Source organism: Bacillus sp. AR2-1, from assembly GCF_008368755.1.
Taxonomy (GTDB): Bacteria; Bacillota; Bacilli; order Bacillales; family Bacillaceae_G; genus Bacillus_A; species Bacillus_A wiedmannii.
Window position 1 is genome coordinate 1 of record NZ_QORY01000026.1, and the last position, 20,032, is coordinate 20,032.

20 protein-coding genes and 2 tRNA genes are annotated in these 20,032 nt (G+C 37.3%); all 22 read right to left on the reverse strand.

Annotation, left to right across the window (positions count from 1 at the left end; translation table 11 throughout):
* Positions 1–320 precede the first annotated feature (320 nt).
* A complete protein-coding gene (gene lysS / locus DT250_RS25690) occupies positions 321–1,820 on the reverse strand; it encodes a lysine--tRNA ligase (RefSeq protein WP_000369672.1) in 1,500 nt (499 codons plus the stop codon).
* A 159-nt stretch (positions 1,821–1,979) separates the two neighbouring features.
* On the reverse strand, positions 1,980–2,978 hold the full coding sequence (dusB, locus tag DT250_RS25695) for a tRNA dihydrouridine synthase DusB (protein WP_000912237.1): 999 nt from the start codon (positions 2,976–2,978) through the stop codon (positions 1,980–1,982).
* 23 nt (positions 2,979–3,001) lie between these two features.
* A complete protein-coding gene (locus DT250_RS25700) occupies positions 3,002–3,205 on the reverse strand; it encodes a helix-turn-helix domain-containing protein (protein WP_000387029.1) in 204 nt (67 codons plus the stop codon).
* Positions 3,157–3,672 (reverse strand): 2-amino-4-hydroxy-6-hydroxymethyldihydropteridine diphosphokinase, encoded by a 516-nt coding sequence (gene folK / locus DT250_RS25705; RefSeq protein ID WP_001059453.1) that lies wholly within the window; start codon positions 3,670–3,672, stop codon positions 3,157–3,159. The genes DT250_RS25700 and folK overlap by 49 nt, the downstream gene beginning before the upstream one ends.
* Positions 3,669–4,031, reverse strand: coding sequence for a dihydroneopterin aldolase (gene folB, locus DT250_RS25710; RefSeq protein WP_000358076.1), 363 nt, complete (start codon positions 4,029–4,031; stop codon positions 3,669–3,671). The genes folK and folB overlap by 4 nt, the downstream gene beginning before the upstream one ends.
* On the reverse strand, positions 4,032–4,892 hold the full coding sequence (folP, locus tag DT250_RS25715; protein ID WP_048542168.1) for a dihydropteroate synthase: 861 nt from the start codon (positions 4,890–4,892) through the stop codon (positions 4,032–4,034).
* On the reverse strand, positions 4,867–5,739 hold the full coding sequence (gene pabC, locus DT250_RS25720) for an aminodeoxychorismate lyase (protein WP_097891828.1): 873 nt from the start codon (positions 5,737–5,739) through the stop codon (positions 4,867–4,869). The genes folP and pabC overlap by 26 nt, the downstream gene beginning before the upstream one ends.
* Positions 5,733–6,320 (reverse strand): aminodeoxychorismate/anthranilate synthase component II, encoded by a 588-nt coding sequence (gene pabA, locus DT250_RS25725; protein WP_000602298.1) that lies wholly within the window; start codon positions 6,318–6,320, stop codon positions 5,733–5,735. The genes pabC and pabA overlap by 7 nt, the downstream gene beginning before the upstream one ends.
* Positions 6,321–6,325: 5 nt before the next feature.
* Positions 6,326–7,723: an aminodeoxychorismate synthase component I gene (gene pabB / locus DT250_RS25730; protein ID WP_001189683.1), complete on the reverse strand. Its 1,398-nt coding sequence runs from the start codon at positions 7,721–7,723 to the stop codon at positions 6,326–6,328.
* Positions 7,724–7,942: 219 nt separating this feature from the next.
* Positions 7,943–8,866: a cysteine synthase A gene (cysK, locus tag DT250_RS25735; RefSeq protein ID WP_087983740.1), complete on the reverse strand. Its 924-nt coding sequence runs from the start codon at positions 8,864–8,866 to the stop codon at positions 7,943–7,945.
* Between the two features lie 113 nt (positions 8,867–8,979).
* Positions 8,980–9,855: a redox-regulated molecular chaperone HslO gene (gene hslO / locus DT250_RS25740; RefSeq protein WP_075313525.1), complete on the reverse strand. Its 876-nt coding sequence runs from the start codon at positions 9,853–9,855 to the stop codon at positions 8,980–8,982.
* Positions 9,856–9,861: 6 nt separating this feature from the next.
* On the reverse strand, positions 9,862–10,650 hold the full coding sequence (locus DT250_RS25745; RefSeq protein ID WP_000578367.1) for a type III pantothenate kinase: 789 nt from the start codon (positions 10,648–10,650) through the stop codon (positions 9,862–9,864).
* Positions 10,651–10,874: 224 nt separating this feature from the next.
* Positions 10,875–12,776, reverse strand: a complete 1,902-nt coding sequence (gene ftsH, locus DT250_RS25750; protein ID WP_001079657.1) for an ATP-dependent zinc metalloprotease FtsH — start codon at positions 12,774–12,776, stop codon at positions 10,875–10,877.
* 85 nt (positions 12,777–12,861) lie between these two features.
* Positions 12,862–13,404, reverse strand: a complete 543-nt coding sequence (gene hpt, locus DT250_RS25755; protein ID WP_000981845.1) for a hypoxanthine phosphoribosyltransferase — start codon at positions 13,402–13,404, stop codon at positions 12,862–12,864.
* Complete coding sequence (gene tilS, locus DT250_RS25760) at positions 13,401–14,831, reverse strand: tRNA lysidine(34) synthetase TilS (protein WP_149213914.1); 1,431 nt, start codon at positions 14,829–14,831, stop codon at positions 13,401–13,403. The genes hpt and tilS overlap by 4 nt, the downstream gene beginning before the upstream one ends.
* A gap of 233 nt (positions 14,832–15,064) precedes the next feature.
* Complete coding sequence (gene spoIIE / locus DT250_RS25765; protein ID WP_001123543.1) at positions 15,065–17,536, reverse strand: stage II sporulation protein E; 2,472 nt, start codon at positions 17,534–17,536, stop codon at positions 15,065–15,067.
* A gap of 261 nt (positions 17,537–17,797) precedes the next feature.
* Positions 17,798–17,869 (reverse strand) — tRNA-Glu (locus DT250_RS25770).
* Between the two features lie 13 nt (positions 17,870–17,882).
* Positions 17,883–17,956, reverse strand: a tRNA-Met gene (locus DT250_RS25775).
* A 160-nt stretch (positions 17,957–18,116) separates the two neighbouring features.
* Complete coding sequence (locus tag DT250_RS25780; protein WP_000021454.1) at positions 18,117–18,605, reverse strand: S1 domain-containing RNA-binding protein; 489 nt, start codon at positions 18,603–18,605, stop codon at positions 18,117–18,119.
* A gap of 87 nt (positions 18,606–18,692) precedes the next feature.
* Entirely contained in the window at positions 18,693–19,052 is a 360-nt protein-coding gene (gene divIC / locus DT250_RS25785; protein ID WP_001208737.1) for a cell division protein DivIC, read from the reverse strand.
* On the reverse strand, positions 19,049–19,702 hold the full coding sequence (yabQ, locus tag DT250_RS25790; RefSeq protein ID WP_000059764.1) for a spore cortex biosynthesis protein YabQ: 654 nt from the start codon (positions 19,700–19,702) through the stop codon (positions 19,049–19,051). Before yabQ ends, divIC begins: the two co-directional genes overlap by 4 nt.
* Positions 19,699–20,007, reverse strand: a complete 309-nt coding sequence (gene yabP, locus DT250_RS25795) for a sporulation protein YabP (RefSeq protein WP_001059101.1) — start codon at positions 20,005–20,007, stop codon at positions 19,699–19,701. Before yabP ends, yabQ begins: the two co-directional genes overlap by 4 nt.
* Positions 20,008–20,032: the final 25 nt, after the last annotated feature.

Genomic DNA, 20,032 nt, shown 5'->3' on the forward strand with positions numbered 1-20,032 from the left:
TCGTTCAGTTTTCAAAGAACTCATCTGCCGCTCAGAAGCGACTTTATTAATATAACATTTCGTTATATTTTCGTCAACAACTTTTTTCAATAAGTTGTTTTTCGTTTGTTTTACTTGTTACCTTTCGTGGCAACGAATATAAATATACCAGTTTGATTATTAAAATGCAATAGTTTTTCTAATAAAATTTTTAACTTAGTAAAAAAGTATAAAAACAGCACATTTCTTCTATATAAATATAATTTCTCGCACCATCAAGAGCTACTATCCCTACGTAGCTCATACTCAAATAAAAAAAGCTTTGGAGAAATCTCCAAAGCTTAGTCTTGTTTATGACGCATAGCAGGGAATAATAATACATCACGAATAGATGGTGCATTCGTTAACAACATAACAAGACGATCAATACCAATTCCTAGCCCACCTGTAGGAGGCATACCGTACTCAAGAGCTTCAATATAATCATCATCCATCATGTGAGCTTCATCATTACCTTGTTCGCGCTCTTTTAATTGCGCTTCAAAGCGTTCTTTTTGATCAATCGGATCATTTAGCTCAGTGAATGCATTTGCATGTTCACGTGCAACGATAAATAATTCGAAACGATCTGTGAATCGTGGATCTTCGTCATTCTTTTTCGCAAGTGGCGAAATTTCTACTGGATGACCGTAAATAAATGTTGGTTGAATTAATTTATCTTCTACTTTTTGTTCGAAGAATTCGTTTATAATATGACCAACTTCCATCGTATCCTTAATACCTACATTATGTTCTTTTGCAAGTTCACGCGCTTCTTCTACACTCATTGGATTCCAGAAATCTGCTCCAGAATGTTCCTTGATTGCATCTACCATATGAAGACGTGTCCATTCTGGTTCTAGATTAATTTCATAATCACCATATTGGATTGTTGTTGTACCTAGTACTTGCTTCGCAATATGCGCAACCATATTTTCTGTTAGTTTCATAATATCTTTATAATCAGCATACGCTTCATATAATTCAATCATTGTAAACTCTGGATTATGACGAGTTGATACACCCTCATTACGGAATACACGACCGATTTCATAAACTTTTTCTAATCCACCCACAATAAGGCGTTTTAAATGAAGTTCAATTGCGATACGCATGTATAATTCCATATCTAACGCATTATGGTGCGTAATGAAAGGACGCGCAGAAGCTCCACCTGCAATTGCATGCATCATAGGTGTTTCCACTTCAAGATAACCATTGTCATCTAAGTATCTTCTCATTTCACGAATGATTTTACTGCGAGTAACGAATGTTTCACGGCTTTCCATACTTGTGATTAAGTCTAAGTAACGTTGACGGTAGCGTTGTTCAACATCTTTTAATCCATGATATTTATCCGGTAATGGACGAAGAGATTTCGTTAATAGTGTAAAGCCCGTTGCCTTCACCGAAAGTTCTCCAACGTTCGTTTTGAACACTTTACCTTCAATACCTACTAAATCACCTAAATCTGCTGTTTTAAATAATTCGTACTCTTCATCTCCAACAGCATCTTTACGAACATAAATTTGAACTTGTCCATGTAAATCTTGAATATGTGCAAATCCAGCTTTTCCTTTACCGCGTTTTGTCATAATACGACCAGCGATAGAAACAGAGATTTCTTTCTCTTCTAATTCTTCTTTAGAGAACTCTCCATATAAGCTTAATAAGTCATTTGTTGCATTTGTACGTTCAAATCGTTTACCAAACGGATCGATTCCTTGCTCACGTAAGTTATGTAACTTTTCACGACGAACAAGCAATTGGTCGTTTAATTCTTCGTGGTTCATGTTATCCATGGTATTGATATCACTCCAGCTCTATTAATTTTTACAATATATACAGTATAGCATTTTCTACTCAACTAGAAAAACTGCCAGCAACTAGCTGGCAGTTCTTCTTTCTTTCACGTAATTATAGGAAGTGTATAGAAGAATGTCAATCTTCCCTATCTATTATTAACCAACGTGAATTGTTTGTTGTTTCGCTTCTACTTCTTCTACAAATGCACCTAATACATTCGCAAGGTCCTCACGCGTATTACAAGCATTGATACCATTACGTACAGTTGCATTACCACGAACACCCTTTAAATACCAAGCTGCATGCTTTCTCATCTCTCTTACAGCGACATTTTCGTTCTTTAAATCGATAAGACGATCTAGATGCAACATACATACGTCAATTTTCTCACGCACTGTCGGTTCCGGCATTAATTCACCTGTTTCCAAATACTTTACCGTACGATAAATCATCCACGGGTCCCCAAGGGCAGCGCGACCAATCATAACACCGTCTACACCAATTTCATCAAGCATACGCTTTGCATCTTGTGGCGTTTCGACATCACCATTTCCGATAACCGGGATATTTACAGCTTGCTTTACTTGTTTAATAATATCCCAATCCGCTTTCCCTTCATACATTTGTACTCGTGTACGTCCATGAACCGCTACCGCTTGTCCGCCAGCACGCTCAACAGCTTTTGCATTCTCAATTGCAAAAATATGATCTGCATCCCAACCAATACGCATCTTAACTGTAACCGGCTTTTCAACAGCATCTACAACTGCCGCTACCATTTCATATATTTTATTTGGGTCTAAAAGCCACTTTGCTCCCGCGTCACACTTAATGATTTTCGGTACTGGGCAACCCATATTAATATCAATAATGTCTGCTGTCGTATATTTATCTACGTATTTCGCAGCATCTACAAGAGTTTCTTTCTCTCCACCAAAAATTTGTAAACTTAATGGCTTTTCTCTTTCATCAATATATAACATATCTAATGTTCTTTTGTTATTAAGTAATATCGCTTTATCACTTACCATTTCAGCACAAACTAAACCTGCACCAAATTCTTTTACTGTTAAACGGAATGCAGAGTTACACACTCCCGCCATCGGTGCTAATACAACCGGGTTTTTCATCTCAATATTTGCAATCTTTAACACTCGACTTACTCCTTCCTTCATAGTCACTTCGGCATTAATTCCTCCACTGAAACCTTTAATGCCTTAGCAACTTCCACTACAAAATCTTGGGAAGGCGATCGATTCCCTCTCTCAACTTCACCTAAAACAGATACAGATACCCCTAACTCTTTCGCAAAACCTTCTTGTGTATAACCTTTTAGCTTTCGAAAAGCACGAATGCGTCTTCCCCATTTTTCTGCTTCCATACCGTTACTCCCTCTCGCCTTTTCATTTCTTCTACTTGTGAACGTGAAATGTTTTGTTTTATATCTTGATTAATCTCTAACAACGGAACGATAACAAAAGCTCTTTCGAACATCCGCGGATGCGGAACAATAAGATTCTCTGCTTCAATATTTTCTTGATTATATAGTAAAATGTCAAGGTCGATGGTCCTCGGCCCCCATCTAATTTCCCTTTTTCTTCCTAAATCATTCTCTACTCTTTGTGTGATTTTCAATAATTCTTGCGGTGATAAATTGGTAGAAATTTTTATAACTAAATTTAAAAAGCAACTTTGGTCAGTATAGCCAACTGGCTCTGTTTCATATACAGATGAAATATCGTTAACTTGGATATACGGGTTTTTGTTTAAAAACTGAATCGCTTCAGTTAAATACGTATAACGTTCTCCGATATTTGAACCTAATGCAATGTAAGCTATATTATTCATGGACGTTCTCTCGTAATTTCCACTGCTACAGCACGATAATGCCCAGGTATCGGCGGATCTGGTTTAATTACTTTAATTGTACAACGGAAAATACTCTCATATTGTTTTAATATATCTGCAGCAATATTTTCAGCGATACTCTCTACAAGCTTATACGTTCTATCTTCAACAACTTTTCTACATAACTCGAAAAGCTCTCCATAATTGACAGAATGCTCTAAGTCATCACTTTCTCCTGCCTGTTTCAAATCCAACTCCACCGTTAAGTCCACTTTAAATCTCTGACCCAATTTATTTTCCTCTGGGAATACACCATGATAACCGTAAAACTCCATATCATGAACATAAATTTTATCCAATTACTTTACCCCCTTACCAATCATCGCATCCATCATCTTAGCCATACGTGCCATTTCCTTCACATCATGAACACGAACAAACTCACAACCCTTTTCAATGCCGAGACAAACGGTAGCTCCTGTTCCCTCAAGACGTTCCTCTACCGGTAAATCTAACACATGTCCAATAAAGGACTTTCTTGAAGTACCTAAGAGAACTGGATAACCCAGTACGTTTAACTGTTCTAAATTACGCATCGCTTCTAAATTTTGTTCAGGTGTTTTAGCAAAACCGATGCCTGGGTCTAAAATGATATTCTCATCTCGCACGCCAGCATCTTTAGCAATTTTGATGCTTTCATATAAATCAGCAATCATATCAGCCATTAAATTGCGGTAATTCATGTTATCGCGATTATGCATCAAGATAATAGGTACATCATAATGAGCTGCAACTTCAGCGATTTTTGGTTCCGCCTTCGCTCCCCAAACGTCATTAATAATATGAGCGCCAGCTTCGATTGCTTGTTTTGCAACTTCAGCTTTATACGTGTCGATAGAAATAGGCAATTCCACTTCTTTTGCAACCGCCTGAATCATCGGAACAACTCGCTTTATTTCTTCTTCCACCGATACTTTAGCAAAACCCGGGCGAGTAGATTCACCGCCGATATCAATAATATGAGCACCTTCATCTCGCATTTCTTTCGCATGGCGCACCGCAGCCTCTACCTCGTTGTAACTCCCACCATCAGAAAAAGAATCTGGTGTTACATTTAAAATCCCCATAATTAAAGTTTTTTCATTTAAGTTCAATGTATATTCGCCGCAGCGCAAATCATAATCCCACTTCAAACTACACATCTCCTCTTCGCAATTCATTTCTGCTCCACAATTTCTCTCTCTGCATTTCATAAAGACTCATAAACCTTTTTGTAACCATACCTACTTTACCCGGGAAATCTCGTCCCTCTATATGATAAAGCGGGACAATTTCTTGAATCGAGTTTGTTACGAAGACTTCATCAGCTGAAAGTAATTCATCTTTTGTAAAGAAACCTTCCTTCACTTCGATGCCCAGCTCTTCAGCAACCTTTATAATAAACGCACGAGTGATACCATTTAAAATCCCTGTTTTTAGCGAAGGTGTATACAAAATATCACCTTTCACGAAAAAGAGATTCGAAACAATACCCTCTGCAACATAACCTGTTTCAGTAAGGAAAATACCTTCCTTATTCACAACATTTCCAATTTCACGTTTTCCTAAAATGTTATTTAAATAATGATGAGACTTTAAGCGAGACGCACCCTCTGGTGTATTTCGCACTTGTTTTAAAACAACCCCTTCTTTTTCCACTACATCTTCGGGGGCTGCTAAAGGTTTTATAAAAACAATAACAGACGGCTCTTCATACAATTCCGTTTGCAATCCAATTTCATCTATACCCGCTGATACATTAAAGCGTACATATGCATGCTCTAATTCATTCTTAACGAGTAAATTCTTCAAAATAAGCAGTACTTCATCTTTCGTCATTGTCCATTTAATTTGCAATGTATCCAGTGCATCTATTAAACGGTCATAATGATCATCCAATAAGAAAGGATGACCATTATAAATACGAAATGTCTCAAAAACTCCAAGACCATATAAATAACCATGATCATAAGGAGAAATTCTCGCTTCACTTGCTTCTACATACTCACCATTTACGTAAATTAACACGATGTCACACTTGGGCTGTATTTACGAATGAAATTCTGCAACAACTCTTTCCCGTGGGAAGTCATAATTGATTCTGGATGGAACTGTACACCTTCAATCGGTAATGTTGTATGACGGAGCGCCATAATTTCCCCTTCTTCTGTCCAAGATGTTACCTCTAAGCAATCAGGTAACGTCTCTTTCTTAACGATAAGGGAATGATAACGTGTCGCAGTAAACGGATTAGGGATATCCGAAAAAATCGTCTTTCCGTCATGATGCATAAGCGACGTTTTCCCATGCATTAAGCGCTCCGCACGTATAACCTCTCCGCCAAACACTTGTGCAATGGATTGATGTCCAAGACAAACCCCAAAAATCGGAATCTTTCCAGCAAAGTATTGAATAACCTCCATACTAATACCTGCTTCATTAGGACTACACGGACCTGGCGAAATCATTAAAAAGTCTGGTTTCATATTCTCAATATCTGAAATAGTCACTTCATCGTTACGTTTAACAACAAGCTCTTGTCCAAGTTCTCCAAGAAACTGCACTAAATTAAATGTAAAAGAATCATAATTATCAATCATTAATATCATTTCTCTCACCTAACCGTTTCTTCGCTACGTTCTTTTGCACGCCATAAAGCAATCGCCTTTTTTAACGACTCTTTATATTCATTTTCCGGATTCGAATCAATTACAATTCCCGCTCCTGCTTGTACATGCGCTTTTCCATCTTTAGCAAGCAGTGTTCTAATTACAATATTCAATTCTGTATCTCCAGAATAACCGATCCACCCGATTGAACCTGTGTAAATCCCTCGGCGAACAGGTTCTAATTCTTCAATAATTTCCATCGTACGTATTTTCGGGGCACCAGTAATTGTTCCCCCAGGGAATACAGCCTTCACTAAATCAAAAGCATCTTTATCTTCTTCCACCTCACCACGCACATTAGAAACAATATGCATAACATGTGAGTATTTCTCAATTACCATAAATTCATCTACTTCTACAGTGCCATATTTACAAACACGCCCTAAATCATTTCGTTCTAAATCCACAAGCATGACGTGCTCTGCTCTTTCTTTTTCGTTCTCAATTAACTCTTTTGCTAATTCTTCATCCTCTTGCTCATTCGCCCCTCTAGATCTCGTTCCAGCAATCGGTCTTGTACTTACTTCGGTTCCCTCTTTCTTAATTAGCAACTCTGGCGATCCACTAACAATTTGAAAATCCCCGAGCTCCAAGTAACCCATATATGGAGATGGATTAATCTCACGAAGACTTGTATAGATTTCTAGTGGGTGTGTTTGTAACGTTCTTTCTTGCCTTGTCGACAAGTTTACTTGGAACACATCACCAGCCCCAATATATTCTTGAATACATTCAACTGCCTTCATAAAACTTTCTTCTGTAAAAGCAACTGTTTCACTTTTCTCTTCAGGGCATGCAAAAGGTATATTCACTTCTGGCGCTTCTGTCGCCCAAAGAATCTTCCATTCATTTAATCGCTCTTTTGCCTCTTCATGCTTATCTACATAATGTGTAATAATCCATAATACTTTTTCTTTTTGATCATAAACAAACACATCATCAAATAATAAAAAGAATATATCAGGTATATTAATGTCATCCTCCGCATGGGAAGGGAGTTTTTCAATATAACGGATGCAATCATAACTAAAGTAACCAATTGCACCACCTTGAAATGGAGGGTATTCCGGATTATAGTCCGTTTTCCATCGCTCCATATATTCCTGCATTAAATCTAATGGGTTTCCTTGTTTTATTGTTTCCTTACCACTTTCGCTTATATGTAACGTTTCACCCTTCCCTCGGATTACCGCTACTGGGTTCAACCCCACAATGTTATAACGACCGCCACGTCCACTCTCTAACAAAATATGTTGCGGTTTATCCTTAGAAAGAAATTTATACTGCTTAAAGAAATCTAACTGATATGGAATAGAAAGCGCTAAAGATTTTCTTCGTTGCATATCAACACCCCGTCTTCTTTTATCCCACCCTCTTAGATTAACCACCTCAAACTACATTCGTTATATATATAAAGTGGTTATACTCGAAGGCTAGTGAAAATAAATTAATTATACTACCTCTTATTTTACATGAAGTTTTCTAGTCATTCACTCTTTTCCTATTTCCAATCCAAAAAGAAAAAGCATCCTTTTCAAGGATGCTTTTTCAATCACATATAATTAAGACTCAAATTGATAAAGCGGTGTACTTAAATAACGTTCACCGTTACTTGGGATAATAACAAGTACCTTTTTCCCTTTACCTAACTTTTTCGCAATTTCTGTTGCTGCATAAATAACTGCTCCAGAAGAGATACCCACTAAAATACCTTCCTCTTTAGCCACTCTTCTTGCATATTCAAATGCTTGCTCTGCTTTTACTTGAATAATTTCATCATATACCTCTACATCCAATGTCTCTGGGATGAATCCCGCACCGATTCCTTGGATTTTATGTGGACCCGGTTTCCCACCAGATAGTACTGGTGAATCCGCAGGTTCTACTGCATAAATTTTAATATCTTTATACGCTTCCTTCAACACTTCACCAGCACCAGTAATCGTTCCACCTGTACCAATACCTGCAATAAACGCATCTAATTGGTCACCCATTTGTTCAACAATTTCTGGCCCTGTTGTTAAACGATGAATTTCTGGATTCGATTGGTTTTTGAACTGTTGTGGTATAAAGTAGCCATGCTCTTTTGCTAATTCAGTCGCTTGACGAATCGCTCCACCCATTCCTTCAGGCCCTGGAGTCAATACTAATTCCGCACCGTAAGCACGTAATAAATTACGACGCTCAATACTCATTGTTTCTGGCATTACTAAAATTGCCTTATATCCTTTAGCGGCCGCTACCATCGCTAAACCAATTCCTGTGTTACCACTTGTTGGCTCAATGATTGTATCGCCTTCTTTTAATAATCCTTTTTTTTCAGCATCTTCAATCATAGCTAATGCAATACGATCTTTAACACTGCTCCCTGGATTCATAAATTCTAATTTTAAGTATATATCTGCGCTGTTTGATTCTACGATGCGGTTCAACTTAACGATCGGCGTTTTCCCGATTAATTCTGAAACTGATTGTGCCACTCGCATTCCTGTCACTCCTAACACCGAGTATTTTTATTGGTTTTATCTATATTTAGATTTTGTCAGAAAATTCCCTGTTTGTCAATCTATTTAGAGGGTGGATTCCCTCACTTCCCTTATTACAAACTCTCAATTAAATTTGTAATATCTTCTTTAGAGAACTTGTATCGCTCATTACAGAAATGACAATGAACTTCTGTCTCTTCTTCTTCTTCGCGAATTTGCTCTAACTCTGTTTTACCTAAACTAATTAACACACTCTCAATACGTTCGCGTGAGCATGTGCAATTAAATTGAACATCCATCGTTTCTAACACTTTCACTTTATCTTCTCCAAGAACTGCATACAGTAACTCTTCTGGAGAAAGCCCTTGTTCAATTAACGTTGATACAGGAGGAATCTTCTGCAAACGATCTTCAATGAATGAAATTGTTTCTTCCTGTGCACCTGGCATAATTTGAAGGATAAATCCACCTGCCGCTAATACGCTGTCATCTCCATTTACAAGAACGCCAACTCCTACAGAAGAAGGTGTTTGCTCAGAAACTGCAAAATAATACGTGAAGTCTTCCCCTAATTCTCCTGAAACAATTGGAGATTGACCAATAAACGGCTCACGCATACCAATATCTTTAATTACTGTTACAAATCCCTCAGTACCTACCGCTTGATATACACGTAATTTCCCTTGTTCCGTTCCTTCAAAATCAACATGTGGATTCGTTACATAACCACGTACATCCCCATTTGCATGAGCATCTACTAAGATAGGACCAATCGGACCATTACCTTCTACCTTAATCGTTAACTTTTGGTCACCTTTTAACATCGCGCCCATCATTGTACCTGCAGTTAAAGAACGACCAAGTGCCGCCGAAGCTGTTCTCCATGTATCATGACGTCTTTGCGCCTCACTTACTGTGTTTGTAGTACGCACACTATATGCACGCACTTCTCCATCAAATGCTAACGCTTTTACTAAATAATCTTTCATACTCATTTATTCACCTTTCTCATGCTGTAAATTTGCATTACGCTCGTATAACATATACAAACCTTTTAATGTTAAAAATGGATCTACAACGTCAATTACATTCGATTCTTCTGAAATTAATTTCGCCAATCCACCTGTTGCAATAACTTTCGGTTCTTGTTTAGCTTCCTCTTTCATACGCTTAACAATACCTTCCACTTGTCCAACATAACCATAAAGAATACCAGATTGCATTGCACTTACCGTATTCTTTCCAACAACACTGCTTGGTTTTGTAATTTCAATACGAGGAAGTTTTGCCGCTCTACTATATAAAGCCTCTGCTGAAATCATAATTCCCGGCGTAATAACTCCACCCATATAATGCTTTTCTTCGTTAATATAACAATATGTAGTAGCCGTACCGAAATCGACAATAATAAGCGGACTTCCATACAAGTGGATTCCTGCTACCGCATTTACAATTCGGTCCGCGCCTACTTCACGTGGATTTTCATATTTAATATTTAGCCCCGTTTTTATTCCAGGACCTACTACAAGCGGTTTAATTTTAAAATACTTTTCACACATGCGCTCTAATGCAAACATAATTGGTGGTACGACTGAAGACACGATAATACCTTTCACATCTTCAAACGAAAGACCTTCATGCTCAAGCAACTGCTTTACAAGCATTCCATATTCATCTTCTGTCTTATGACGATCTGTTTCCATGCGCCAATGTTGACGAAGTTCCCCCTCTTCAAACACGCCTAGCACAGCATTTGTGTTCCCTACATCCAATACAAAAATCATATTCTCACCACTTATCTTATTTAATCTATATTTGTGCAGTATGTATAAAACTTATAAAAACATCATATCACACATACTTATATAATCAGCTTTTCTATCCTCATCATTTTACAAAAAGATTACGCTCTATTTCAATTTTTAATACCAGATTTACTTAAATTTTTTTCTACTTCATTTCGTTCCACAAATAAAAAAAGGAGTGACCATCGTCACTCCTTCATCTCTTACTTATCTTCTGATTCTTCATCGTCCTTCTTCATATTGATGTTTACTTTCACATCATCTGAAGATGTTGGACGCTCTGGCAATCTGCCGTAATCATATAAATGATTAATTTGCTCTGCATCTAACGTTTCTACTTCAAGTAACGTTTTCGCAATAATATCTAGCTTATCACGTTTTTCAGTAAGAATTTGTTTCGCGCGAGCATAACATTCTTTTATAATAGTTTGCATTTCCACATCGATTTCATGTGCAATTGCATCACTGTAGTTTTGTTCTGAATGGAAGTCTCTTCCTAAGAACACTTGACCACCTTGTGAGCTACCGAATTGCATCGGTCCAAGCTTATCACTCATACCGAATTCCGTAACCATACGTCTTGCAATACCAGTCGCACGTTGGAAGTCGTTGTGAGCACCTGTACTTGCTTCACCAAACACAATCTCTTCAGCTACTCGACCACCAAGTAAACCAGTGATTTTATCAAGTAACTCTGGTTTTGTCATGAAGTAACGATCTTCTTTCGGAAGCATTACTGCATATCCACCAGCTTGACCACGAGGGACAATTGTTACTTTATGAACGATATCTGCTTCATCAAGGACAACACCAATTACAGTATGGCCAGCTTCATGGAATGCAACGATATTACGTTCTTTTTCAGAGATAACACGACTTTTCTTAGCTGGACCTGCAATAACACGATCCGTTGCTTCATCAATGTCACTCATATCAATTTTCTTCTTATCTTGACGCGCAGCCACTAAAGCAGCTTCGTTTAATAAGTTTTCAAGATCCGCACCAGAGAACCCTGGTGTACGAGTTGCAATTGCTCTTAAGTTGATATGATCATCAAGCGGTTTATTACGAGCATGTACTTTCAGCACAGCTTCACGGCCATTTACATCTGGACGATCTACTGTAATTTGACGGTCAAAACGACCTGGACGTAATAACGCTGGATCAAGAATATCAGGACGGTTTGTTGCAGCGATGATAATAATACCTTCGTTTGCACCGAATCCATCCATTTCAACAAGTAATTGGTTCAACGTTTGCTCACGCTCATCATGGCCACCACCAAGACCTGCGCCACGTTGACGTCCTACCGCATCAATTTCATCAATGAAAATGATACAAGGAGCATTTTTCTTTGCATTTTCGAATAAATCACGTACACGTGATGCACCGACACCGACGAACATCTCTACGAAATCAGAACCACTGATAGAGAAGAATGGAACGCCTGCCTCACCTGCAACGGCACGTGCTAGTAAAGTTTTACCTGTACCTGGAGGTCCTACTAATAGAACACCCTTCGGAATACGGGCACCAACTTCAGCGAACTTACGAGGATCTTTCAAGAATTCAACTACCTCAACAAGCTCTTGTTTCTCTTCATCCGCTCCAGCAACATCTCTGAAACGAACTTTTTTCTTTTCGTCATTATATAACTTCGCCTTACTTTTCCCGAAGTTCATAACACGGCTACCGCCGCCCTGAGCCTGGTTTAATAAGAAGAAGAATAAAATGAAGATAATGACGAACGGAATGATAGAAGTAAAGAACGTTACCCAAGCACTTGTTTCTTCTGCTGGTTGATACTTAACTTCAGCACCTTGCGCTTTGTCATTAATTTTCTTTTGTAATTCCTCAGTATTTGGTGCATAAGTAACAAATTGTTCTCCTTGGCTAGAGTTGTTAAATTGTCCTTTTACCTCAAATACACCATTTTTCGGTTGAAGTTGCACATTACGCACTTCACCTTTTTCTAGTTTAGTAATGAATTTATCGTAGCTAACTGATGTCGTTTTTTGTGTCGAACCATTAAAATAGCTCACGATTCCAATTACTACTAGGAATATCAGTAAATAAAAGATGGTATTACGGAAGATACGATTCATTCCTAACCTCCTCTCACGGCATAAACACTATAGTAAATCGTAACATAGAAAAACTTTCCTATACAATTGTGACGCCTGCATTTAATTAATTTGAGTAAACACTCGGTTTTAATACTCCTACATAAGGAAGATTACGGTACTGCTCTTTATAATCTAATCCATACCCTACAACAAATTCATGTGGAACAGTAAACCCAACATAATCCGCTTTCAAATCTACCTTACGGCCTGTCGGCTTATCTAATAACGTAACAATTTTTACAGACTTCGCTTTACGATATTTGAATAGGTCTACTAAGTAACTTAGCGTAAGACCGCTATCAATAATATCTTCAACGATTAAAATATCGCGACCCTCTACAGAAGTATCAAGGTCTTTTAAAATTTTCACTTCGCCTGTTGAAACAGTAGAGTGACCGTAACTAGATACAGCCATAAAATCCATTTCAAGATATGTATCTGTTCTCTTTAATAAATCTGCCATGAATGGCATTGCGCCCTTTAATACACCAATCGCAAGAGGTATTGTGTTTTTATAATCCTCTGCAATAACCGCACCTAATTCGCGCACCTTTTCTTGTATTTGTTCTTCAGAAATTAATACTTTTTCGATATCTTGATTCATCATTTCATTATCCTCCCGGAAGACTCCTTGCTTTTGTAGTGAATAATCATATATTTATCCTTCTTTGCCGCCTCTTTCGAGATAGCAAATGCAGATCGCTTCAACAAGGGTACCCAAATAATATTCCCACTTGCATCACAAACGACCGGCCATTCTTCTCTTTTTTCTCTTGGTACTTTTGCTTCGATAAAAATAGTTTTTATCTTTTTTGTGCCATTCATACCTTGTATTGACATGCGATCTCCATTTTCTCTAGAACGAATACGAAGTGGATATGATATATCATTATACTTAGCAACAAATACTGTTTCATTCATGTTACTTGGTATGTCTTCGCTCACCTCTGTTACAAGCTTATCCCCGTTCGATAGCGTAATTGTCCCGGGCACTGATAAATCTTGTGAAAAAGGAGAAACAATTTCTTGTTTAAATCCAAAGCTGCACTCCTCGTATGCGCGAACAATTTTTAAATCACCTGGGAAATCAAGTGAACCCGAAGGTTGTGTCCGCTTAAAAAACTCGATCACTTTGTCAATATGTATAGAGGAAAGAGAAGATGGAATCTTATATTCATAAAGATAGTTTAATATTAGTTGAATCCCTCTTCTTTGTAAAGGCATAGACATGGATTCAAAGGCAGGAATTGATAAGCTAATTTGTTTATCACTTTTTTTTGTAATTACTTTATTCATTTTCTCAAAAGCTAATTCCTGCAAATACGCCTCATCCTCTTGCATCTGCATGCTAAATTTTTGGAATTTCTCATGCACTTGTGAATTTTCTTCTTTCAAATGAGGAAGAACATATTTACGTAATCGATTCCTTGTATATACTTCCTTTTTATTACTTGGATCTATACGGGGAATTATTTTTAGCTTATTACAGTAATCAACAATCTCTTCCTTCGTTACTCCAAGTAACGGCCTAATTAAATATCCATTATGAAAAGGACGCTTCACCGCAATTCCTGCATATCCTTTCGGAGTACTCCCTCGTACAAGGCGCATTAAAATCGTCTCTACTTGATCATCACCATGATGTCCAAGAGCTACATATCTCGCATCATATTTCTTCATTATTCTTTCCAAAAATGCATATCTGCATTCTCTAGCAGCAACCTGTGCATTCATTCCGTGTTGCTGTTGATATTGCGACACATTAATCCTTATCGTTTCGCAAATAACTCCCAGCCCTTTACAAAGGTCCTGCACAAACTGTAGGTCCTCATGAGATTCATCACCTCTAAACATATGGTCCACATGTGCCACTACAATTTCGAACTGTTTTGCTGCTCTTTTTTCTAACAAATAATATAGAAGAGCCAAAGAGTCAGGACCACCAGAAACCCCTACAATAATTGTTGAACGTTCCTTTAATACATCATGCTGCTTTACAAAGTCATCTACCTTTTCAACAAATGTATCTTTCAACTTCGTAATCACCTTTCATTAAACAAGAACAGCAACGTTAGTTACCTTGTTTATAATGGTACAACTTTTAGAAACATTGTGCAAAAAAAAGATATACAAAAATTACATTTTTATCTTACATCATCCGTACATATTCACAAAAATAATAACATTATCTTTTAAAGTAAAAAAACCTAGGCATCCACCTAGGTTTTTAGAAAGAAACAGTGATAAAGAAACATCACACTTAAAATTTATTGTGCCTGCATTCCTACAATTGGAATCGTAGCCCACTTCGGCATATTTTTCTTCACTTTCGCCACAACGATAGTCATATCATCATTTATATAACCATCACAAGAGCGAATCACCTCTTCCATAATGATATCAGCAATTTCTTGCGGATCTTCGGTTTGTAATTCTTTAATTTTTCGTTTCATCCATAGTTCATGATTTTCTACATGTTGCGCTCCCTCGAAAATCCCATCGCTCATCATAATAAGGATATCGCCCGTTTTTAATTGTTCACCTACTACATCAACTTCAACATCCTCAATAATGCCCATCGGCAAATTACTTGCCTCAATTTTCAAAATATTATTCGCACGTTTAACAAAACTCGGCGTCGATCCAATCTTTAAAAATTTCGCACTCGCATCCCGCAAATCCACCATAGCTAAATCTAACGTCGTAAACATCTCTTCTGTTGTTCTTAAAGAAAGAATAGAATTGATAGATTTAATCGCTATTTCCTCATCAATGCCTGATTGAAGTATTTTTTGTAATAATTTTACCGTTTCTTTACTCTCCATATGAGCTCTTTGCCCATTTCCCATACCATCACTAATTGCAAGCGCATATTTACCAACACTTAAATCCATCATCGCATAAGAGTCACCAGAAACAAACCCACCGCCTTTTGCAGCTGTGGCCAACCCAGTATCAAGAGAATACGTTTTTGCCGAACCAAATGATATTAAGCTGTGGCCGTTCGGATAAGAAGATTTTTCTTCATGTTTAACAACAATATTTTCCTTTAGAATGTCAGAAAGCATCGGCGCAACTAACTTTTCACATTCTCCATGTTCATTAGATGCAACTGGAATCAACATTTCAATATCAATACTTCCTCTATCTAAACAATATATATCAACATGCTCTACTTCTACGCCAAAATCACGAAACGCTTGCATAATCTGTTCTTCCTGCACTTGATGATTTTCTCGTTCTCTTTGGATCTCCTTAGCAAAATCCTCCATAACTTTTGATACACCTAATAGTTGCTCCGCTACTATTCTACGGTTTTCTTTCATTTGTTTTCGTAATTTTTGTCCTTCATAGAAGTGATCTAATTCACCCGCTACTAAATCCGTCACTTTCTTCCCTCTCACACAATGCTTGTCCCATTCACGAACTAACTTCCGATTATGCTGCAACGTCCCTTCTTCCGTTTCACTCATTATTTGTTTCATATAATCGTACGTTTTGTCGAAATTTACTACCCAGCATTGGTCCTTTTTAAAGCATGTTTGACATGTTTTTGCAGTTATTGTACTTAAGAACAAATCCGCTTCTGTCTCTTTATCTTCCTCCTCCACATATCCATATACAGAAAAGCTATTAGATAAAGCAGCAAATACATTGGCAAATTGATTAATTTTATTCGCTGTAACATCACGCATCCTTCTTAAATACTGTTGTTGATCTTGCGAATGTTCCTGTGTGCCTGGCATGAATTTAGCAATACGATCCATAACAAGTTTCGGTGTTAATAAGAAGAACATAATCGCCACACCAGATTCAATTAAAGTTGTCACAATGTTTGTTTGCTTGTCTACATATAGCGTAATCAAGCTCGTCCCAATTAATAAACCTAAACTAACACCTAAACGCTTCCCTTCTTTTAACAAACCACCAAGCAACCCAGAAAAAGCAAGTAGACTAAGTTGAGACAAACTGGAGACATTGGCTAAACTTAATATTAATCCAGTGACGACCCCCACTGTAGATCCTGTAGCAGCCCCCGCAATAAATGCAAACACGAGCACTAAATACCTAGTAAAAATATGTTGAATAGAAGCGTCATATACAAACCAATCTGTTGTCCCTGTTAAAACAGATGCTAGTAATATAATTAAACAAACAATTTCTTCTGTCTCTAGCGCTTGTTGTTTACCTTTTCGTTCTACTAAAAGCGGAACACTTTGTAAAAATATCATAGTTAATACGAAGCTAAGCCCTGCCTCAATCGTACTAACGAGTAAATCGTACATGGTGACAGTTTGTTGCGCGAAATATACGACAACTAAATGTGCGGTTAATGCGGAGATAAATACTTGGAATGGAACAAGTCCAACAGTTTTACGTGTAAACCGACTAAAGAAGATATTATAAATGAAGAAAGTAAAAATAGATGCAAAGGTAAAGAATAAATTATCTATCGAAACTGAAAGTGCGCCCCCCATAAGAGCCAAGAACGCGAGCGGCATTTTATCCCGCTTCATAACATAAACAGCAGCAAAAAACGGCAGTGCAAACGGTAAAATGTTTGTTAATATATATGCTCGTCCCAAAAGAAAACCAATAACAACAATAATAAATCCCCATCTAAAGAAAACCTGTTCAAACTTCATTCGCAACTTACTCGTCCACTTTACTGCTCCAAGCTGACTCTCATTCATTGCCAATGCACTTGTATTCATAGTATTCCTTCCTGCTTTAGGCATATTTTTAACACCACCTGCATAGTTTAATTACTGTCATTATAAAAGATGATTATTGGGATTTTTGTCAAAACAACAGTTTTCACTTTTATAATCGTTCGACTTTTTATTCGAAATAACTCTACATATATACACGGTATGTAATTTATTCTCACTATTTTAATTGAACATTCAGAAAATATAGGGTGATTTTGTAGAAGTGTTGTATGTCTTAATTTATTTAACAAAAAAAAGATCATGCAAATTTGCATGATCTTTTTAGGATGACCCGTACGGGATTCGAACCCGTGTTACCGCCGTGAAAGGGCGGTGTCTTAACCACTTGACCAACGGGCCGTTAAATTAAATATAGCGGCGGAGGGGATCGAACCCCCGACCTCACGGGTATGAACCGTACGCTCTAGCCAGCTGAGCTACACCGCCATGTCGTCTTATTTAACGGACAATTAGTATCTTACCTCAGATATATTTTAAAGTCAACACATCTTGAAAACTTTTTTAAAAATATATTTTCACATATAAAAAAGCACCCCGAGCAATCGCCCTGGGTACCTCTCTATATGCTAAGAATTAAACGTTCTTATTATCCGCGACGTGCGCCACGGCCACCACGTTTAGATTCTGTGTTACGCTTTAAAGAAGTTAAACGATCTTCACTGTCCTTTAAGAAACGTGCCATCTTTTGCTCGAATGTTTCTTTTGGAGCTCGTTCGTTACCGCCGCCACGGTTATCTCTGTTGAAAGAACGATTACGTTGTGGACGTCCAGAACGTTGTTGATCGCCACCGCCACCGCGTTGGTATTCACCACGTGGACGATCTCCTTCTGTTTTTTCACGCTCTTTCGCTTTTTTAATAGATAGACCGATCTTACCATCTTTTTCAACGTTAATAACTTTTACTTCTACTTGGTCGCCCACTTTTAAGTGATCGTTAATATCTTTCACATAATTATCAGCAACTTCACTAATATGAACAAGACCCGTTAAGCCTTCTGGCAGCTCCACAAAAGCCCCAAAATTTGTAATACCTGTTACTTTACCCTGTAACTTGCTGCCTACCTCGATTGACATAAAAAAAATGCTCCTCCTTAGTGGTTAAAAAGTCAAATTTTACTTTATTATATATAATCCTAAAATATAGTGTCAATAAGACATACTCTACTTAGAAACAGGAAAAATTATCTCCCCTTTTCCAGAGAAGAAATAATCCCTTCTAGCAATCTTTAATACGTACTCTTCATCATTCAACTTTTGAACTTCGTCTTTTAGACTCTTTTCTTTATTCGTTAATGAATCCAGTTCTTTTTTCATGTCCTTAACTTTTGCTTCTTTTGCTCTAATGGAACTGTTTTGTTGATAAAACGTTACACTAATACTCGCAATAATTGTAAAAGCAAAGACAAGAAAAACCGCTAAACGGCGATAAAGTCGCTTCCTGTTCTCATCCGTTTGTATTATATGCTCTTTAACAGGATTTGGACTCTGTTTTTCGATTGTTCTTTGTCTCAGTTCCCTCATTTCCGAGGTCCCCCTAACTTCTTTTTTATACGCCCCCATAATTGGAAGATGTGTCCCTTCAATTTTGCTATATATTGCAGGAACCCTACATGTTTCATTATAAAAAGTTTAACACGATTAGGGAGAAGTTTCCATATGAGCGAAGCAATAAATCGAACAGGCCAGAAAAAAACTTTCCATATGAAAAGTAATATCCAAATCACCATTTTCCATAACACATGTCCAATTGAAAGCAGTATACGAAATAAGAATAATATAAATGCAATAAATAGCTGCGCTATAATAATAACAGGTTTTATCATGAGTAGCTTTATAATTTGAACAAAAAAATGTGTTGTTTGCATAAAAATATAGATGAGAAAATTTAACAGTCTCATGTATATTGCTTTCAATAAGCTTTGATATGCCGCAAAACCACATAATAATGCCAAAAATACATATATACGTAGTTCAGCTTCATTTACAAGAAGTAGTACATAAAAAACGAATAATGCTTGGACAATCCAAAATAGTATATCATGTATAAATACAAGCCAACGTTTACGTTCTTGCCGCTTTAAAAATCGTTGGTATGTATCTAAAGACGCTCCAATCCAAGCACCCATTCCGATCATTGAGAGCATCGTATACAACTGAATTGTTAGGCTCATTTAAACAACTTACTAAAGAATCCTTTAGTTTTCTCCCCTTGATTCTCATCAATATACAGCATCTCATGAACTTTCCCTTTAATCGATACAACACCTTTTTCTACATCTAAATTTTTCATTTGCAAATTTTGACCACGAATTGTTAAAAAACCCATTACGGTCTCAAGTAAAAACTCCTCGCTATCAAAACTCTCTACCTGCTTTACACCGGTAATATCAATTACACGCCTGCCACGCATAATAATATCATGCTCTACCGAAACATTTTGTTGATTAGAAGACATAGGTGAGTAACCATTATTCACGTAAATCCCCCCATAGATTTATACT